Here is an 18,209-nt window from a genome sequence, read left to right as displayed (position 1 = left end):
GAGCAGGGACGGTTGCGCCGGGGCTCAGCTACCGGCCGTGGATCCCGCGATGTTCACCATCCACTGCACACCGAACTTGTCGGTCAGCATGCCGAACGTATCGCCCCACGGAGCCTTGTCGAGGCCCATCGTGAATTGCGCGTCGACGGCGAGCTTGTTCCAGTACCCCGTCAATTCGTCCTCCTCGTCGCCGCTGAGAGAGACGCTGATCGCGCTACCGGGAGTGTGTTCCATCGAGGACGGTGTATCCGCACCCATCAAGGTGAATCCGTTGGAAGTGGTCAACTGGCCGTGCATGATCTTGTTCTCATCGGCGGGATCCTCGCTGGCGTGTGCTTCGCCGAACGTGCTGATCGTCAGCTCGCCCCCGAACACGGACCGGTAGAACTCCATGGCCTCGCGGGCGTTGTCACGAAACGAAAGATACGGATTGAGAAGGGACATGGCAGGCTCCTTTTTCGCTGATGTGCATCCGTCGAAACGGTAGACCCGCACTACGACGAAAAGTCACCGGACGAGGTATCGGTATCTCCCGGCCTAGGAATTGCGGACTCCCATCGAGCCTGTCGCTCGTCTTCGGACTGCTCCCACCACGGTGTTCCCCGTTCACCGAGAGCGACCTTGGTTGCCTGCACACCCGCGCGAGACTCCGGGGCACCCGACGTACGTTTGACCTCCCTGCGCCAGGCCATGAGAATCGACCGCAGTTCTGCGTTTCGATTCTCGGGTATGTCGGGATCCGTTGCGCGCCAACGTCGCCCCTTTATGACAACGTAGTGGCCGTCTTCGGTGCGATCCGGTTCGTCAGCCATGAGTACACACTGCCATGGGTCAGCTGCTCAGGTACTTCGGAACCTCGATTGCGTCCAGTCCGAGGGCCACAGCAGCGCGAGCGGTCACCGGCCCGACGAGATTGCCGGTTCCGTTGTAGCCACCAAACGCGATCACTCCGTCAGCGACGTAGCCACACAACGGCCGCCCGTCCGCGGTGAACCCCACCGACGCTGCCCACCGGGCGTTCACGGAGACGTGTTCACCGGCAAACAACTCGGCGAGCGAATCGAGGTAATTCTGCACTCGGGCCGTCGGTTCGTTGGAGAAGGTCCACTCTTCCTCGGCGAACAAGTCGCGGCCACCCCCGACGTACAGCCGTCCCGACGCATCCTGCTGCGCGTAGTCGTATCCCCACCGTCCGTACACGGGGCACGGCAACCGACCCGCCGAGACAGGAGCGGTGGCGAGCATCTGGAGGCGGGCCGTCCGAACTCGACCGTCGAGCTGGGGGAGTACGCGTTCGAGGCGACCGTCCACGGCAACCAATATGAGATCACAGCGGATCACCCCGGTCGGCGTTGTCACCGCTCCGGGTTCGATGCCAACCGCGGGTGTGTACTCGTGGAGCCTGGCGCGACCGGCCAGCGCCGCCGCCATTCCGACTGCACGACGGGCAGGATTCATCACCGCATCATCGGGCAGGAAGATGCCGTTTCCCAGCTCGCCCGAATACTCTTCGACGGCAATGTTGTTCTCGCGCAGACACTTCTGCAAATCCGCGCAGTCCTGCGCATCGGCGGGGTCGGCCTCCGTGTCCGGGACGCCCGCAAGTCTGATCGACCCGGTGCGGCGGACAACGGACGATCCGAGGAGTGCTTCCAGCGAATCGATCTCGTCGAGGGTTGCACGGTACAAATCGACGGCGCAGGGCCCCCACATCGACAGTGCGGTATGCAGAAACGATGCGGGGCCGCCCAACAAGAAGCCGCCGTTTCGGCCCGCCGCACCGGCCGCAACTCGCCCGGCATCGATTCCGACGACATCGAGACCACGGCCGAGCAGATCAGCGACAGCGGCCATGCCCGATCCGCCGAGGCCGACGACGCAGACGTCGGCAGCGCAGTCGCCGTCCGACGGGGGCAATCCCTGCCAACCGGACACGACAGTGTCGTCGTCCCACGCCGGCCGGGACATGTCGATGCTGACGGTGCCGATCATGCCGACGATGGTATTCGTCGACCGATACCGATGGTCTACGATTCCGGCACCCGACACTTTCGACTGTGAGGACCGCCGATGCGCACTCTGATCGTGACCGCGTTCGTTTCGCTCGACGGCGTGATGGAAGGACCCGGCGGCGAGGCCGGCTATCGCAACTCCGGATGGACGTTCAAGGACATCGAGTTCGACCCGGCGGCGTACGAAATCAAGGGCCGCGAGCAGGAGGAAGCCACTGCGCTGCTGTTGGGGCGCACCTCCTACGAGGCATTTGCGCCGATCTGGCCCACCATGGACGATTTTGCCGGCTACAACGCGATGCCGAGGTACGTGGTGTCGTCGACGCTCGAGCAGGACGACTCACGTTGGCCGGCAACCATTTTGCGTGGTGTCGACGACGTTGCCGAGCTCAGGAACTCCGATGGTGGGCCGATCTCCATACACGGCAGCGCCACCCTGGGACGAAGTCTCGCCGACGCCGGACTCGTCGATCGGTACCACCTGCTCGTCTTTCCGCTGCTGCTCGGGGCGGGAAAACGATTGTTCAGTGAGGCCGACAAGGACACAACGCATCTCGACTTGGTCGAACACGAGGTCTACGGCAACGGAATTCAGAAGCAGGTGTTCGACGTACGTCGATGACCCGACGGGGTGGGCCTCAGACGTCGTCGCTCCGGATGGTGCGTCGCCGAACGGAGACGAGTTGCAGCTCGGGGCGTGACGCCGCCACGCGCTCGATTCGGTCGAGAACGTCGGTGACGTGGTCGCGATCGCCTGCTACGACGGACGCGCCGATACCTGCTCGTCGGTGCAATTCGCGATGATCGGTCTCTGCGACCGTTACTGCAAATTTGCGGTGCATCTCGGAGATCACCGGCCGGATCACGGAGCGCTTCTCTTTGAGTGAGTGAACATCGCCGAGAAGGAAGTCGAATTCTATCCATCCAATCCACATAGGCACGCCAGTGTAATGCCGGCGGCACCCGAGTAGTCCCGACTCGAGGTGGCGATGGCCGTCGATACACGCAATTCGACCCTCGGGTTCGTACACTGACGTCATGGCTGCGCCGGAGGGACATGGATCCTTGCCGCCGAGCCTTGTCGAAATGGCGACCCGCCAGGTGCGATCCGAGGTGCTCAGCGGTGAGCTCGAACCCGGATCACGAGTCGTCGAGGAGACTTTGTGCTCGCGCCTCGGAATCAGCCGTGCACCGGTTCGCGAGGCGCTTCGCCTGTTGGCTCAGCAAGGGCTCGTCGAACACCTTCCGCGCCGTGGGTTTCGGGTGACCGTGTGGTCGGCGGAGGACATTCTCGAACTCTTCGAGCTTCGTCAAGTTCTCGAACAGCATGCGCTCAGGCGTGCACTCCCGGTTGCGTCCTCGACGTCCCGCGATTCGTTCGCTCCGGTCCGTGCAGCTCTCGACGAGATGCGTGGCGCCGACTCCCGCGGAGACACGCTGGGGAAGGACGACGCACATCGTCGCTTTCACGAAGCCATCGTCTCGCTGGCCGGTAGCCGTCAGCTCGACGTGGCGTACGCGCCGATATTGCTGAAATTGCAGCTACCCATGGCTCGCAACCTGAGAGAGGAAGCTCGGGTCGCGAATCCGGTCGACGGGATCAGGCGTCACGAGTGGTTGCTCGACGCGATCGAATCCAACGATGTCTCGGTGGCGCTTGCTGCGCTGAAGCAACACGGCGAACTCACGTACCTGCACCTCGAGAGTATTTCCTAACAGACTCGAAACACGTCGACAACCTGCAGAAACACAAAACTGTCGACAATCGACGGTATGAATCCAGGCATGGGCCCCACGTTCGGCCCCACCGTTGCAGAGATGCTCCAGGCGTACCGGACCGGGGCAAAGACTCCATCGAGTGTTGTCGAAGCATTCTCGGACGCCGCGGAGTCGCGCGGCGACGACGGCACCTGGATCACCGTCGTCGGGCGCGCGGAACTCTCCGCGGCGGCCGCAGCGCTGGAAGCTCGGACCGACCCGCTGTCGCTTCCGCTGTTCGGCATTCCTTTCGGAGTGAAAGACAGCATCGACGTGGCCGGGTACCCCACCACCCTCGCCTGCCCGGACTATGCGTACACACCGGATTCGACGGCACCTGCGGTTCAGGCACTGCTCGACGCCGGAGCCATCTTTGTCGGCAAGACCAGTCTCGATCAGTTCGCAACAGGGCTGAACGGCACTCGCACACCACACACCGTTCCGCGAAGTGTCTACGGCAACGACATGATCTCGGGCGGATCGAGCTCCGGATCTGCCTTGGCCGTCGCACTCGGGCAGGTGCCGTTCTGCGTGGCCACCGACACCGCCGGATCCGGTCGAGTACCGGCCGCGCTCAACGGAATCGTCGGATGGAAACCATCACGTGGCCTGATCAGCACCATCGGACTCGTCCCCGCCTGCAAGTCACTGGACTGCATCACGCTGATGGCATCGTCCGTCGAGGACCTAGACCTCGTGTTCGACGTGATGTGTCGTGAAGACCCGGAAGACGGGTGGTCACGCCCACGTGGAGGCAGATACGACGGTCGCGAGATCACCGTCGGACTACCGGACCCGACCCAACTGGATTTCTTCGGCGACGTGGCCATGGCCGACGCGCATTCGGCTGCGCGGGAGTTGTTGCCCACGTACGGACTGCACACGGCAACAGTCGATCTGATGCCGTTTCTCGATGCCGGCTCGTTGCTGTACCAAGGACCGTGGGTTGCCGAGCGGCTGGTCGAGTTCGACGAATTCCTCACCGAAAAGCCGGATTCCATCGTCCCCGTCGTCCGCGAGATCTTCCTGGGAGGGCGTCGGTACAGCGCAGTCGATGCTTTTCGCGCCCTGCAGACACTCCAGCAGCTTCGTGCTCGCGTCGCACAACTCTGGAGCTCGATGGACGTGATGATCGTGCCGACCATCGGCACCACTTTCACCGTTCCGGAGGTGCTCGCAGACCCAATCGCGTGCAATACGAAGCTCGGTCACTACACCCACTTCGGGAACCTTCTCGACCTGACGGCCGTGGCAGTCCCCGCGGGGTTCACCGAAGACGGTCGACCGGCCAGTCTCATGGTGATCGGGCCCGCGCTCGCCGACGACACGGTGCTGGCGGTCGCAGCCAGGATCATCGGCGAACGACGCATCGTCTCGGCTCCCACTCCAACCGAAGAATCGCCTGTCGACATCGTCGTTGCGGGGCATCATCTGTCAGGCGAGCGGGCCAATTCGCAACTGCTCGAGCTGGGCGGAACCATGGTGGAGGCGACGACTACCGCACCGACGTACACACTGCTTCGGATCGGAACCACCGATCCCACACCTGGCCTGCTGCGAGTTCCATTCGGCGGCAGCGCAATACACGTGGAGAGGTGGCGACTGCCCGCCGCCTCTCTTGCTGTACTCGCGGGCAGACTGCCGGCGGTGCTCGCTCTGGGACGAGTGCTGCTGGCCGACGGTTCCGACGTTCTCGGCTACGTCTGCGACGCGACTGTCCAGACCGGAGCGGAGGGCCACGACGTCGACGACATCAGCGAGTTCGGTGGCTGGCGGGCATACTCCCGGGCGCTTTCATCCGAGTACGACACTTCGACTGCAGCACAGGAGATCTCATGACATCGGAATATCCACCGGAATCGGTGGTTCCGTCGGCCTCACCCTCGGAATTCACCATCGGCACCGCGACGACGGCGCTACTCGTCATAGACATGCAACGGGACTTTCTGTTGCCCGGGGGATTCGGCGAAAGCCTCGGCAACGACGTCGGCCTTCTTCGGAGCGTGATCGAACCGCTCGCACGCCTCATCTCGGTGGCACGAGAAACCGGCATCCCGGTGATCCACACCAGGGAGGGTCATCTACCGGATCTGTCCGATTGTCCGCCGGCAAAGCTGCGCCGCGGCACCCCGTCACAACGCATCGGAGATCCAGGAGCGTTCGGCCGCATCCTGATTCGCGGTGAGTACGGTCACGACATCGTCGACGAACTGGCACCGATCGCCGGCGAGACCGTCATCGACAAGCCCGGGAAGGGAGCGTTCTACGCAACCGAACTCGCCGAAATTCTGATCGCCGCAGGAATCACCACACTGCTCGTCACCGGGGTGACGACCGAGGTATGCGTGCACACGACAGTGCGTGAAGCCAACGATCGCGGATACGAGTGCCTCGTGGTGACGGACTGCGTAGGTTCGTATTTTCCGGAATTTCAGCGAGTGGGCCTCGAGATGATCTCGGCTCAAGGCGGAATTTTCGGGTGGACCGCGCCGTCGGAGGACGTAGTCGCTGCGTTGTCTGCTTTCGTCCCCACCTCGGCGAGTCGATAGGACCTCGGACATGACCATGGACGTGAAAGATCAACCCGCTGCCGGCCCGTCGTCTCCGTTCGTTCTCTCGTGGTGGACGAAGGGAGACACCAACGCGTTCTTCGGACTCGGCTTCAACATCCTCGTCAACGTGCTCACGCTGACGACACTCAGTATCGCAGTGGTCGGGATTCCGTCGAGTGACGTCCTCGGGACTCTGCTTCCCGCCCTCGGTATCGCACTGATTCTGGGAAACCTCTACTACATGGTTCTCGCGCGTCGATTGGCCAAGCGCGAGAGACGAACCGACGTGACAGCGCTGCCTTACGGGCCGAGCGTTCCGCATATGTTCATCGTGGTGTTCGTAGTCATGTTGCCGGTGTACCTGGCAACGGGAGACGCGCTGCAGGCGTGGGCAGCGGGGTTGGCCTGGGCGTTCATGATCGGCATCATCGTGATGATCGGCGCATTCGTCGGGCCGTACATTCGGAGGATCACCCCGCGCGCTGCCATGCTCGGCACCCTTGCCGGCATCTCGATCACGTTCATCGCAATGCGTCCGGCCGCTCAGATGTGGGAGGCAGCCTGGATCGGGTTGCCCGTTCTGGCCATCATTCTGATCGGCTTCTTCACGGATGTGAAGCTGCCGGGCAACATCCCGGTCGGTCTCGCAGCGCTCCTGGTAGGCACGGCGATCGGTTGGATCGGCGGATACATGTCGGTCCCGGACGTGTCAGAAGCGGCGAGCAACATCGCACTCGGCCTACCCGATCTGCGCCTCGATCTCCTACTCGACGGTCTCGGTAATCTGGCTCCGCTGCTCGCTACCGCAATTCCGTTGGGGGTGTACAACTTCACCGAGGCGATGAGCAACGTCGAAAGTGCATCCGCCGCGGGAGACAATTACAACCTCCGCAGCGTGTTGCTCGCGGACGGATTCGGTGCGATCGTCGGCTCGGCCTTCGGCTCGCCGTTTCCCCCTGCGGTCTACATCGGCCACCCGGGCTGGAAAGACGCGGGCGGCCGAACCGGGTATTCGCTCGCGTCGGGTGTCGCGATCGGAATCATGTGTTTTCTCGGGCTCTTCGGATTACTGGCCACGCTCCTTCCGATTCCAGCTATCGTCCCGATTCTGCTGTACATCGGATTGCTGATCGGTGCTCAGGCATTCCAGTCGGTGCCGAAGCTCCACGCCATCGCGGTGGTCGTGGCACTGCTCCCCAACCTCGCGGAGTGGGCGGTGGGCCTGATCGACAATGCGCTCAGTGCTGCCGGCACATCGGCGACGGAAGTGGGAAGCGAGGCGCTGGGCCAGGCAGGTGTCGTGTACGACGGGCTGAAGACGTTCGGGTCCGGAGCGGTACTCGCCGGACTGATGCTCGGCACCATCGTCACGTTCGTTCTCGACAAACGATTTGTTGCCGCCGCTGCAGCAGGTGGGGTTGCTGCAGCGTTGTCGTGGGTCGGCTTGATCCACTCGCACCAGGTGGGATGGGCCGCCAATCCCCAAGTGGCCCTGGGGTACCTGTTCTTCGGACTGGTGTGTCTGGCGTACTCGCGGCTGGTTCCCCGCACGACGCGGACGGACGAGGCGCAACCAGTCGGTGAGTCAGGGGAGTAGCGCTCCCGGTGCGGGCCGCTCGGCCCGCACCGGGAGATGCCTCAGCTCTTGCCGAGGAGGCCGAGGGAAACAAGATCGGACAGATACTTCTCGATCAGTCCACGCCCGAGGTGCGGAATCTCCCCGACGGCCGCAGCGAACTCGTCCGCCGGCAACATCGCACCCGACGACGGTTGCTGCGGTTGCGCGTACGACTGAATCAAGGGAAGCAGCGAATGCGAACGCTGCTTTTCCGGAAGAGCCTCGACCGCAGCGCTGAAGCGCTCGAACCATTCGTCGTAGTTCGCGACGATTTCGATGTCGCGACCCGCCTCGCGGATCCAATCGACGAACGTGTCCAGCGAGATGCTGTCGTCGTGCGGGTTGAGAATGTCGAAGGTTCGGTAGCCCGATACGTCGGCACCGGCAATCGACGTGATGGCTTCGGCGCTGAAATCGGCAGGGAGCCCGTCGTAATGGGCCAGGGGGCGCCCACTGTCGTCTGTGGGTGCACCGGTGCCCGTGGCGTAGAACGTCCTGGGAGCCAGGCCGGTGGCCACGACCGAGAGGATCAGACGCGTGAACACATCCGGTACGTTGAGCTGACCCGACCACGTGCTGTGCGCGAGGATCATGTCGGAGCGAAAGACCGACACCGGCAGGCCGAATTCGTCGAATGCGTTGCGCAACAACACTTCGCCGGCCCACTTGGAGTTGCCGTAGCCGTTGGCGTAGGAATTGTCGACAGCTCGCGAGGGGCTGTCGATGCGAATGTCGCCGTTCTCCCGGAAATTGTCGACGCCCACAGCGACGGCGACCGTCGACAGGTAGGTCACCGGCTTGACATGGTCGGTCAGCGCGAGCCGAATCACCTCCGCCGTACCGACGACATTGGGACCGAACAGGTGCTCGTACGGAAGAGCGTGGTTGACCAGCGCAGCGGGGTGAACGATGCGATCGACCCGCTCGGCCAGAGCCGCGAACTCGTCGTGGTCCAAGCCGAATCGAGGCGTGCCCAGATCTCCTGCCACAACCTCGAGCGCGGAGTCTGCCAGAGCCCGGTAGTGAGCGGACAGCTTTTCGTCACCACTGTCGAACGCTGCATCGAGTCGAGAACGCGCGTCGGAATCGGAGCGCCCGCGAACCAAGCACACCACCGTCCCGCCTACCTCGGCCATACGCTCGAGCCATTCCAGGCAGAGGAAGCGGCCGAGGTATCCGTTGGCACCGGTCAACAACACTGTCTCGGTTCGGGTGCGAGGGCCGGCAACGTGATGAGCGGTATCGAGGAGTGTCTCGTCCAGGAATGCAGCCAAGCGCAGGTCGGAGGCGTGCGCGACGGTGGCGTCGCGTCCGTGTACCGAGGCGAATGTTGCTGTGTCGGAATCGTTGTCCCGGGCCGAGGTGATGTAGTCGGCCAAGGCGGACAGATCCATGGCCGGCCCCGTGATCACTCCCACCGGCACGTCCACTCCGTAGATGTCTCGCAGGAGCGTCGAGAACGTCAACGCCGACAACGAGTCTCCACCGAGGTCGCTGAAATGTGCGTCGGGTCGGACATCGGATCCGTCGCATCCCAGCAGTGCCTGTGCTGCATCGCCGACGGTGGTCAGAACCGGGGCGTCGGCACCATGGCGTCGAAGCTCGCGGATGCGTTCGTTCTGACCCGACTCGAGATCTACGTAGCGACGCTCGAGATCGGCACCATAGCGTTCGACGAGCTTCGGCCGTAGTTGCTTCCCGGCGCCCGAGAGGAGCCCGTTCTCCTGAGTGAACGGCTGGTGCTCGATCGTCACGTCACGCGGAATTTCGTACGAGTTCAGCGATTCCGTACGAGCGATTTCTTGCAGCGACTCGATGATCGAGGCTGTGGTCGTATCCGGGTGAGACGGGACGACGACGGCAAGCAGATATGCGCGTTGGCTGTTGCCGTAGAGGAATATCTGGTCCACCAGATCGCTGGTACCGAACACTGCCTCGAGACGGGCAAGGGCCACGAACTCACCCTGGGCCAGCTTGAGAACGTTCTTGCGGCGGTCGACGTAGGCGAGTCGGTCCGGCTCGATCTCGGCGACAACGTCTCCGGTGCGATAGAAGCCCTCGGAATCGAACACGTCCGCGGTGACGTCCGGGCGCTTGTAGTACCCGGGAATGATGGACGACGTCTTGAGTAGGAGTTCGCCGCGTGGATGCGGGGTGTCGGTGGAGAAGTAGCCGAGCTCGGGTACGTCGTCGAGTTTGTACTCGATCACCGGCGGACGCGCGATGATGCCGTCGTGCAGCACCATTCCGGCTTCGGTGGAGCCGTAGTTGTCGCGGACCTGGATGTCGAGCAGCTCGGTAACGAAGTCCTTGACCTCCGTCGCGATCGGCGCGGTGCCGACCATCGCCGCCAGGATGCGTCCGCCGAATCGGTCGTTCCTGTGGCGCTCCAGAACGTCTCGACGGACACTGTCTTCGTCTCCGCCACTGGACCGGTCGACCTCTCGGTCGATCTCGGCAAGGACGTTGTGCCGAATCATCTCGCACACTCGGGGAATCAACAGTGCCATCGTGGGCCGAGCGAGTGCGAAGTCCTCGAACAGGGTGGACAGGTCGCTGGCTCCGGCGAAGTGCACCGTCCCGCCGGCAGCGAGCGCCGAGAACACGAGACCACGGCCGGCCAGGTGACTCATCGGAAGATAGTCGAGAGTGATCACGGGGAAAGCAGGCCGGTCCACGGATTCGGAGGAAGCTCCGGTGTGGTGCCAGGCTCCGGTCCAGGCTCCGCAGACGATTCGTTCGGTGTGCATCGCTCCTTTGGGAGTTCCGGTGCTGCCGGAGGTGTAGATCAGTGTCGCGAGTCGGTCGGGATCTTCGGCATCGGGTAGTGGAATCTCCGGTAGTTGCTCGCCGTCGCGAATCAGCTCGGTCAGGGGCCGGATGACGACCCCGGCCTGTTCGGCATCGTCGCGCGCGGACTTCATGATCCGTGTGTGCACGTCGAGTTCAGCGTCGTAATCGAGGACGACAATTCGCCGAATGGACCTGCACTGGCCGGCAACCTGGACCGCAACGGACAGATTGTCGACGTCGGCTGCGAGGACGACGGGTTCGACCTCGTCCGCGATGGCCGACAGCTGGCCCGCGGAGGCACCGGCCTGCAACGGAACGGCGACTGCGCCGAGCCGGATCGTGGCCAACTCCGCGATGACATAGTCGGCGCTCGCGAATCCCAGCGTTGCGAAGAAATCACCGGGCGCGATTCCGACCGAGTCGTGCGTGAGAGCCGAGGCCAGTGCACCGGCACTCTTCCAGACTTCCCCGTAGGTGACGGTGTCGAAGCGCGGGAGTAGGTGAAGGACGTTTGCGTCGTCCACGCGAGTGATTTGTCGAGCCCGGCTGCCCAGGGCCGGGCGGTCGGAGTAGCGCGTCATGATCTCGGCAACCACGCGTGCGAGGTTGGGTGCCAGCTCCTGGGCGGCGTCCGCTACGGAGCTGTCCGGTTCGGCGGCGCGAAATTCCTGGTCGGACTCGTGCAGCTCCTGAAACCGACTGCGTTGCCTGGTCTCTCGATCCTGTCGGCTGTCGACGGCCAGCGTGTGCGTCATGCTCGACTCCCTCCGACGATGCGCGCCCGGTGGGCCGGGACGCCTCGCGATTGTCCGATTCATATCGTTATCAAAGGTAAGTATATGCCGCCGGGGGCTGTGCCAATCGTGACGCTCCTCATAGCCCGATAAGTCGTAAAAGTCTGCCTGGCTGGGTTTTTGAACGCCGGACGACGAACGTAGGTCTGCGTCGACAGCTCACTCTGGTGCTCGGTGAAAGCCGGAGATCAAGACTTGTATGGTGAATCCACAGTCATGTGCGTCACAGTGCTCGTCACCATCGTGCGCACGTGTCACCCCTCGCGATCGGAGAAGTGAATGTCGGACGTCCTCTCGCGCCGCGACCTGGATTTTCTGCTGTACGAGTGGCTGGACGTAGCAGGCCTGACCACTCGCCCCCGCTTCGCCGAACACTCGCGCGCGACCTTCGACGCAGTACTCGACCTCAGCGCGGATATTGCCCGCAAGCACTTCGCGCCGCACAACAAGAAGGCCGACACGCACGAACCGACCATGAATCCGGATGGCTCGGTCGAGCTGATTCCGGAGGTGAAGGAAGCGCTCGATGTGTACGCGGCGGCAGGTCTGATCGCCGGGCAGTTCGACGAGTCGATCGGCGGGATGCAGCTTCCTGCGACCGTCTCTCGGGCGGCGATGGCATTCTTCCAGGCGGCGAACGCAGGCACGTCGTCGTACCCGTTCCTGACCATGGCCAACGCCAACTTGATCGCGACGTACGGGACGCCGGATCAGGTGCGTGATTACGTCGGGCCCATGCTGGACGGACGATGGTTCGGAACCATGTGCCTGTCGGAGCCGCAGGCCGGATCGTCACTGGCGGACATCACGACCAAAGCGATACCGCAGGACGACGGCAGCTTTCGTATCACCGGTACCAAGATGTGGATCTCCGGCGGCGATCACGAACTGACCGAGAACATCGTCCACCTGGTGCTCGCGAAGACACCGGGAGGTCCTCCAGGTGTCAAGGGGATCTCGTTGTTCATCGTTCCCAAATTCCTCCCGAACGGCGACGGCGGTGCGGGAGAGCGGAACGACATCGTGTTGACCGGCCTCAATCACAAGATGGGCAACCGCGGGACCACCAACACTCTGCTGGCGTTCGGCGACGGAACCCATTCTCCCGCAGGACAGCCCGGGGCGATCGGATTCCTGGTCGCCGAGGAGAATCGTGGACTGTCCTACATGTTCCACATGATGAACGAGGCCCGTATCGGTGTCGGGTTCCTGGCCATCGCCCTCGGCTACGTCGGGTACCTCAAATCGGTCGAGTACGCGAAGACACGCACCCAGGGACGGCCGCTCGGCGCGAAGGATCCTGCATCACCTCCGGTAGCACTGATCGAACATGCCGACGTCCGACGAATGTTGTTGGCGCAGAAGTCCTACGTCGAAGGTGCGCTGGCACTCGGTCTGTACTGCTCGCATCTGGTCGACCTCCAGGACTCGGCGTCCGACGATGCCGAATCGGCGCGCTCGACACTGTTGCTGGACGTCCTGACTCCCATCGCCAAGAGCTGGCCGTCACAGTGGTGCCTCGAGGCCAACAGCTTGGCCATCCAGGTGCACGGCGGCTACGGATACACCCGCGACTACGACGTCGAACAGCACTACCGGGACAACCGGCTCAATCCGATTCACGAAGGTACGCACGGTATTCAGGGGTTGGACCTGCTGGGCCGCAAGGTTGTTATGCAGGGCGGCGCTGGTTTGACACTGCTCAGCGAAGAGATCTCGAAGACGGTCGCGCAGGCGGACGCTGCCGGCGGTGACGCTGGCACTTTCGGCGCGGAACTGCAGGACCGATTCGCGAGAATCGTCGAGGTCACCGCGACACTGTGGGGGACCGGTGACGCAGCTGTGGCCTTGGCGAACTCCACTGCCTACCTCGAAGCCATGGGGCACATCGTCATTGCCTGGATGTGGCTCGAACAGCTACTGGCCGTCGGCGCGAAGTCCGGCGACTTCTACGACGGAAAGCGTTCTGCAGCGCAATTCTTCTACGTCTACGAGTTGCCCAAGGTGACGGCTCAACTGGACCTGCTCGCGCGACTGGACCGCACCACCCTCGATATGTCACCCGCCTGGTTCTGACCGCGACCTACAAGGAGATTCACGTACATGTCGATCTTGGACAAATTCCGCCTCGACGGCCGAGTTGTCGTCGTTACCGGCGCATCCTCGGGTCTGGGTGTCGCCTTCGCCAAAGCAGCTGCCGAGGCCGGGGCCGACGTCGTGCTCGCCGCGCGAAGGGTGGACAAATTGGCGCAGACCGCGAAGCTGATCGACAGTGTCGGAGGACGTTCGATCTCCGTCGGGACCGATGTGGTCGATCCTGACCAGTGCTCCGCGATGGTCGACGCCGCAGTGGCAGAGTTCGGGAAGGTGGACGTGCTGATCAACAACGCCGGCATCGGCACAGCCTTCCCGGCGACCCGCGAGACCCCCGAGCAGTTTCGCTCGGTGATCGACATCAATCTGAACGGGTCGTATTGGGCGGCCCAGGCGTGCGGACGGGTGATGGCGCCCGGCAGTTCGATCGTGAACATCTCGAGCGTGCTCGGTCTGACCACTGCAGGCCTGCCTCAGGCCGCCTACAGCGCAAGCAAGGCAGCCATCGTCGGGCTCACCCGCGACCTTGCGCAGCAGTGGGGTGCGCGAAAAGGGATCAGGGTCAATGCCATTGCCCCGGGCTTCTTCCAGAGTGAGATGACCGACAGCTATCAGCCCGGGTACCTCGAGTCGATGGCTCCACGCATGATCCTCGGCCGCAAGGGCGATCCCGAGGAACTGGCCGCCACCGCGATCTGGCTCGCCTCCGACGCCGGGGGATACGTGACGGGTCAGACCATTGCGGTCGACGGTGGGGTCACGATCACCTGACGGCGGCTACGGCGCTGCCGTCACCGCTATCCCCTCGCGAATGAGTCTGCGCGCGACCACCAGTGCATCGCCGGGGTCGAGGCCCGGCATCGAATCGAGGCGGCACGGAGAGCCCTTCATCAGGCTCTCGATCGCGTCGGTGCACTGAGGCGGCAGCGTGACGGTTTTGTTCCGAAGCACCATCGACACTCCGTCCTTGTCGTGCGCGATCCGCGCGAACATGCCGGGCCGCAATCGAATCGAATCCTCGCCCCGCAACGCACCCATCGCGGCGACACTGGCCAGTGGGCGCACCGGTTCCGGTCGGACGAGGGCGTCGTGACGGTCTGCGAGGCGTTCGGCGAGTCGACGTACCGCAGCGGGGTCTCGGTCGATGTCGTCGAGCGCGGCACGCATGGCGTCCACAACTCGATGCACGTGCGGGACGATGGACTCCGGGTCGGAGTGGTCGAGGCCGGCGGGAAGAGGAGCACGCAGACTCTCGACGTCGCCGAGCGACTTCAGTACGTGGTGCGCGAGGTCGTAATCGTTGTACGACGCGACGCCGATGGTCAGGTGCACTGTGGTGTCACCGAGCGCTTGCGCCGAGTGGATCCACCCGCGCGGCAGGTAGAGCACATCGCCGGGCTCGAGGACGATGTCCAGTTCGGGAGTATTCGATGCGTGGTCTTCGACGGCCGACCGCCGGTCCGACCACGGTTGATTGTTGAGCGGATGCACGTGCACCGGTGAGTGAATGCTCCACCGCTTGGTTCCCGCGATCTGTACGACGAACACATCGTGCACGTCGTAGTGCGGTGAAAAACCTTGCGACGCAGCCGGTGTGACATACGAATTGACCTGCACTGGATGGCCCAGCTCGCGAACGAGATCACCGACGAAATGAATCAGCGGGGGCCATAGTCTGTGCAGGCCCTGAAGTACCAGCGTATTTCCGGCCGCAAAGGCTGCCAGCACCGCTGCGGAGTCGACCTGGTCCGTGACCTCGGCACCGAACCCACCGGACGCGGTGAACTGCGACTTGTCCAGCAGCTGACCGTCTTTGGCCATTCGCACGAACGGAGTGCGTACTCCGCGTTCGGCGATCAGCTCGTCTACCGCGGCGAGCGTCATCAGATCGTCGAACGAGTCCGAGAGATCAGCGGATCTACTCAGCTTGGGCGCGACGCCCCAGAACCGATCGGCGAAGGTCGCGAGGTCGACACCGGTGAGACGACGGAGCGCGGACCGGTGATCCGATCCGCGCTCGTCGCTCGACTCAGTGATCAAGCGGTACCGTCCGCACCGCCGTCGTGTCCATTGGGGTTGGAGCCGCCGTCGGCGGGGCCTTCGCCGGCTCCGGCGGGGCCGTCTGCTCCGCCGTCGTGACCGTCAGGGTTCGATCCGCCGTCGGCGGGGCCTTCGCCGGCTCCAGCGGGGCCGTCTGCTCCGCCGTCATGGCCACCCGGGTTCGATCCGCCGTCAGCGGGGCCTTCGCCTGCGGCTCCGCCCGTGGTGGTGATGTCGTCGTCGTTGATGCTCATCGAGATCCTTCCGGTCGTGGAGGTTCGTGTGCCCGCGTCGCGCGAGAACATCGGGGGTATTGACGCGAACTATATTTTTCAAACAGCCGTGGTGTGGAACTTTCAAGCAGAGCCGTCTGCGATCTCCGGCGCATTCTCACGTGTCGCCATCCCGCCGCCGCCTCCGCCGTCCACCGGTCCTGGGCGGCCGCCCTTCGGTGAATCGGGCGTAGTCGAATTCTCGCTGTCGGTCGGTGTCTCGTCGTCTGCGTTCGTTTCACGTCCCATGGTTCGACAGTAGACCGACGGATCGGCCGTGGGACCATGGAACTATGGATCGATCACCGGCGCAGCACGTGGTGCTGCTCGACGACGAAGGCCGCGCTGTCGGCACACAGGACAAGACGACCGTGCACACGCTGCAGACACCGCTGCATCTGGCGTTCTCCAGCTATGTGGTCGGATCGGACGGTGCGGTACTGCTCACGCGACGAGCGTCGAGCAAGACGACCTGGCCGGGCGTACTGACCAACACTTGTTGTGGTCACCCCGCTCCCGGTGAAGAGCTCTCCGATGCGGTGCTGCGCCGGATCGGTGAAGAGTTGGGACTGCACGCAAGCTCGGCCGAACTGGTTCTCCCGCACTTCCGGTACCGGGCCGTCATGGACAACGGCATCGTGGAGAACGAGATCTGTCCCGTGTACCGCGTGCGGGTGGACGAGAGCGCGACGCTCGACCCCGACCCACTCGAGGTGGACGAGACCCGGTGGGTGTCGTGGGCGGAATTCTCTGCCGGTGTGCTCGACGGAACCGTCGACGTATCACCGTGGTGCCGTACACAAGTGGAACAACTGTCGGTTCTGGCCGACGACCCTCGCAGCTGGCCGGTTGCCGCCGACGACCTGCTTCCGCCCGCCGCCCGTCTCCCGTCGACATCGCCGGGGCTCTAGTGTTCGTGCTGTGAGTGACGATACTTCCGCCGAGTCGGCCGAGGACCTGCTCGATCGGAGTTCCGTCGCGCGCGAACTCGCACGTTTCACATTCCGCACCGCCGATGCCGAGGGCCTGCGCGCCGCTGCGGTGGCCGTCGCACTCGGCGGAGCGCCGGGGGACCGGCGGATGCTGCTGACGAAGCGGCCGAGTCGATTGCGCGCACATCCGGGCCAGTACGCGCTTCCGGGCGGCGGCGTGGATCCAGGTGAATCTTCGATGCAGGCGTGCTTACGGGAATTGCACGAAGAGCTGGGCATTCGTGCTGGGACGGTCGACGTGCTCGGCAGGCTGGACGACTACGTCACCCGATCCGGTTACGTCATCACCCCGTTCGTCGTGTGGGTAGGTGACTACTCGTCCACGTTGCGTCCCAACGAGGACGAGGTATCCGAGGTGTTCGAGGTGACGGCGGCCGAACTCGACGTCGACGCGCAGTTCGTATCGATTCCCGAATCGACCCGCCCGGTCATTCGATGGCCGTACCGAACCGGAGCCATCCATGCTCCGACCGGGGCGATCGTGCATCAATTTCGTGAAGTGGCGATGCACGGTCGACACACGCGAGTCGCGGACTTCGAGCAGCCCGTGTTCGCGTGGCGCTAACGTGGCCGCAGACTCGGCTCGAATGCACGACGAGCAGAATGGACAGGAGGTGATCGTCGGTGACCGACAACCGTGAGCTCGACGTATCCGATCGCATTGCGACCGTTCCGAACCTGCTCAGTGCCATCCGGCTCGCCGGCGTTCCGCTGTTTCTGTATCTCCTGCTCGGGCCCGCGGCTGATGGGTGGGCACTGGTCATTCTGCTGGTCAGCGGCGGAACCGATTGGCTGGACGGCAAACTCGCTCGCATGCTCGGACAGGCATCGAAGTTGGGTGCCGTACTCGATCCGTTGGTCGATCGGCTCTACGTAGTCAGTACTCTCGTCGCCTTCGTCCTGCGCGGCATCATTCCGTGGTGGGTGGCGGCGATACTGATCGGGCGAGATGCTGTGCTCGGATTGACGATGTTCGTCTACCGACGTCGATCGCTTCCGCCTCCGGACGTCATCTACCTCGGCAAGGCCGCCACCTTCGTCGTCATGATCGCGTTGCCCGTGTTGCTGGTCTCCGCAGGCACCAGTTCGGTGGCCGACGCCGCAGGACCGCTCGGGTACGCCCTGCTCATCTGGGGCACCGTTCTGTACTCCTGGACGGGACTGCTGTACCTCGGCAAGGCCATTGCAGTGGCCAGGGCGGTCGACCCGGCAGCGGCCGGCACCTGACGGTGGAGCCTGCGGAACGACCGGGGGCAGGAGTGGAGCCTGCGGAACGACCGGGGG

The 18,209-nt window shown here is 63.8% G+C and carries 18 protein-coding genes; 10 read left to right on the top strand and 8 right to left on the bottom strand.

Annotation, left to right across the window (positions count from 1 at the left end; genetic code table 11):
- Positions 1-24: 24 nt before the first annotated feature.
- From AC5WEY_RS15480 to AC5WEY_RS15470, 3 genes are read right to left on the bottom strand one after another with little or no spacing between them, the layout of a single operon-like run.
- On the bottom strand, positions 25-444 hold the full coding sequence (locus AC5WEY_RS15480; protein ID WP_495646480.1) for a VOC family protein: 420 nt from the start codon (positions 442-444) through the stop codon (positions 25-27).
- Between the two features lie 50 nt (positions 445-494).
- Complete coding sequence (locus AC5WEY_RS15475; protein WP_495646479.1) at positions 495-812, bottom strand: hypothetical protein; 318 nt, start codon at positions 810-812, stop codon at positions 495-497.
- 19 nt (positions 813-831) lie between these two features.
- A complete protein-coding gene (locus tag AC5WEY_RS15470; RefSeq protein WP_495646478.1) occupies positions 832-1,992 on the bottom strand; it encodes an NAD(P)/FAD-dependent oxidoreductase in 1,161 nt (386 codons plus the stop codon).
- Positions 1,993-2,070: 78 nt separating this feature from the next.
- Here AC5WEY_RS15470 and AC5WEY_RS15465 point away from each other — a divergent pair, with 78 nt between their 5' ends.
- Entirely contained in the window at positions 2,071-2,634 is a 564-nt protein-coding gene (locus tag AC5WEY_RS15465; RefSeq protein ID WP_495646477.1) for a dihydrofolate reductase family protein, read from the top strand.
- A 16-nt stretch (positions 2,635-2,650) separates the two neighbouring features.
- On the opposite strand, the gene AC5WEY_RS15460 is transcribed toward AC5WEY_RS15465, so the two are convergent.
- Positions 2,651-2,947 carry a DUF503 domain-containing protein gene (locus AC5WEY_RS15460; RefSeq protein WP_495646592.1) on the bottom strand — a complete coding sequence of 99 codons (297 nt, stop codon included), beginning with the start codon at positions 2,945-2,947 and terminating at the stop codon, positions 2,651-2,653.
- 103 nt (positions 2,948-3,050) lie between these two features.
- On the opposite strand from AC5WEY_RS15460, the gene AC5WEY_RS15455 reads away from it, so the two are divergent.
- From AC5WEY_RS15455 to AC5WEY_RS15440, 4 genes are read left to right on the top strand one after another with little or no spacing between them, the layout of a single operon-like run.
- Positions 3,051-3,728 (top strand): GntR family transcriptional regulator, encoded by a 678-nt coding sequence (locus tag AC5WEY_RS15455; RefSeq protein WP_495646476.1) that lies wholly within the window; start codon positions 3,051-3,053, stop codon positions 3,726-3,728.
- Between the two features lie 57 nt (positions 3,729-3,785).
- The gene (atzF, locus tag AC5WEY_RS15450) at positions 3,786-5,609 is read left to right on the top strand and encodes an allophanate hydrolase (protein WP_495646475.1); all 1,824 of its coding nucleotides are present in this window, start codon (positions 3,786-3,788) and stop codon (positions 5,607-5,609) included.
- Positions 5,606-6,319: a cysteine hydrolase family protein gene (locus tag AC5WEY_RS15445; protein ID WP_057479411.1), complete on the top strand. Its 714-nt coding sequence runs from the start codon at positions 5,606-5,608 to the stop codon at positions 6,317-6,319. The genes atzF and AC5WEY_RS15445 overlap by 4 nt, the downstream gene beginning before the upstream one ends.
- A gap of 10 nt (positions 6,320-6,329) precedes the next feature.
- Positions 6,330-7,919 carry a regulator gene (locus AC5WEY_RS15440; protein ID WP_495646474.1) on the top strand — a complete coding sequence of 530 codons (1,590 nt, stop codon included), beginning with the start codon at positions 6,330-6,332 and terminating at the stop codon, positions 7,917-7,919.
- 41 nt (positions 7,920-7,960) lie between these two features.
- Here AC5WEY_RS15440 and car read toward each other — a convergent pair whose 3' ends face one another.
- Positions 7,961-11,488, bottom strand: coding sequence for a carboxylic acid reductase (gene car, locus AC5WEY_RS15435; RefSeq protein ID WP_495646473.1), 3,528 nt, complete (start codon positions 11,486-11,488; stop codon positions 7,961-7,963).
- Positions 11,489-11,806: 318 nt separating this feature from the next.
- On the opposite strand from car, the gene AC5WEY_RS15430 reads away from it, so the two are divergent.
- A complete protein-coding gene (locus AC5WEY_RS15430) occupies positions 11,807-13,603 on the top strand; it encodes an acyl-CoA dehydrogenase (protein WP_495646472.1) in 1,797 nt (598 codons plus the stop codon).
- 27 nt (positions 13,604-13,630) lie between these two features.
- Complete coding sequence (locus AC5WEY_RS15425) at positions 13,631-14,392, top strand: SDR family NAD(P)-dependent oxidoreductase (RefSeq protein ID WP_057479407.1); 762 nt, start codon at positions 13,631-13,633, stop codon at positions 14,390-14,392.
- A gap of 6 nt (positions 14,393-14,398) precedes the next feature.
- Here AC5WEY_RS15425 and AC5WEY_RS15420 read toward each other — a convergent pair whose 3' ends face one another.
- The 3 genes from AC5WEY_RS15420 to AC5WEY_RS15410 all read right to left on the bottom strand — a co-directional run bounded on the left by AC5WEY_RS15420 (position 14,399) and on the right by AC5WEY_RS15410 (position 16,182).
- Positions 14,399-15,661 carry a cupin domain-containing protein gene (locus AC5WEY_RS15420; protein ID WP_495646471.1) on the bottom strand — a complete coding sequence of 421 codons (1,263 nt, stop codon included), beginning with the start codon at positions 15,659-15,661 and terminating at the stop codon, positions 14,399-14,401.
- Positions 15,658-15,915, bottom strand: coding sequence for a hypothetical protein (locus tag AC5WEY_RS15415; RefSeq protein ID WP_032398144.1), 258 nt, complete (start codon positions 15,913-15,915; stop codon positions 15,658-15,660). The genes AC5WEY_RS15420 and AC5WEY_RS15415 overlap by 4 nt, the downstream gene beginning before the upstream one ends.
- Positions 15,916-16,017: 102 nt before the next feature.
- On the bottom strand, positions 16,018-16,182 hold the full coding sequence (locus tag AC5WEY_RS15410; RefSeq protein WP_200936662.1) for a hypothetical protein: 165 nt from the start codon (positions 16,180-16,182) through the stop codon (positions 16,018-16,020).
- Positions 16,183-16,226: 44 nt separating this feature from the next.
- On the opposite strand from AC5WEY_RS15410, the gene idi reads away from it, so the two are divergent.
- The 3 genes from idi to AC5WEY_RS15395 are packed head-to-tail and all read left to right on the top strand — an operon-like array spanning position 16,227 to position 18,152.
- Entirely contained in the window at positions 16,227-16,844 is a 618-nt protein-coding gene (gene idi, locus AC5WEY_RS15405; protein WP_495646470.1) for an isopentenyl-diphosphate Delta-isomerase, read from the top strand.
- Between the two features lie 10 nt (positions 16,845-16,854).
- Positions 16,855-17,490 carry an NUDIX hydrolase gene (locus AC5WEY_RS15400; protein ID WP_495646469.1) on the top strand — a complete coding sequence of 212 codons (636 nt, stop codon included), beginning with the start codon at positions 16,855-16,857 and terminating at the stop codon, positions 17,488-17,490.
- A 59-nt stretch (positions 17,491-17,549) separates the two neighbouring features.
- Positions 17,550-18,152, top strand: a complete 603-nt coding sequence (locus tag AC5WEY_RS15395; RefSeq protein WP_057479403.1) for a CDP-alcohol phosphatidyltransferase family protein — start codon at positions 17,550-17,552, stop codon at positions 18,150-18,152.
- Positions 18,153-18,209: the final 57 nt, after the last annotated feature.

Source organism: Rhodococcoides sp. S146-33 (assembly GCF_059489205.1).
The sequence above is the reverse complement of the archived record's forward strand: the minus strand, read 5'-3'. Positions and strand labels throughout refer to the sequence as shown.